Source organism: Pseudomonas protegens, assembly GCF_003732485.1.
Taxonomy (GTDB): Bacteria; Pseudomonadota; Gammaproteobacteria; order Pseudomonadales; family Pseudomonadaceae; genus Aquipseudomonas; species Aquipseudomonas protegens_B.
Genome location: NZ_MOAK01000034.1, coordinates 94,477 through 94,972 on the forward strand (window position 1 = coordinate 94,477; position 496 = coordinate 94,972).

Here is a 496-nt window from a genome sequence, read left to right on the forward strand (position 1 = left end):
TCGCGCCTTTTTTTACGCGACACCTACCGGATTTCAGGCGGATTCTGGGTTCAAACGGGCGTTCGGTTGTTGATGGGGCGACAGTCTTCTGTGCTGATGCGACAACCTGCCACACGCCGTCTGTTTACCTCCGGTAGCGCTGTTGGCTGCGATTCGAACCCTATGCTAGCTTGGCGCCTCGCCAGGAAGGCCGCCAACAGCAGGAGCACAATGAACTCTATGAGGACCGCACATGGCTGAGGCCACGCCCGCGCTTGAAATCCGCAACTTGCACAAACGCTACGGCACTCAGGAGGTACTCAAAGGTATCTCGCTGACCGCACGCGACGGTGACGTGATATCGATCCTGGGTTCCTCCGGCTCCGGCAAGTCCACTTTCCTGCGTTGCATCAACCTGCTGGAAAACCCGCACCAGGGCCAGATCCTGGTGGCCGGCGAAGAGCTCAAGCTCAAGGCCGCAAAAAACGGCGAGCTGGTGGCCGCCGACGGCAAGCAG

The 496-nt window shown here is 59.7% G+C and carries 1 protein-coding gene; it reads left to right on the forward strand.

Going from position 1 to position 496, the window contains the following annotated elements; genetic code table 11:
* Window positions 1-232: 232 nt before the first annotated feature.
* Window positions 233-496: ATP-binding cassette domain-containing protein (locus BLX41_RS34560; protein ID WP_259744467.1), on the forward strand; the 264-nt coding region annotated here is incomplete at its 3' end.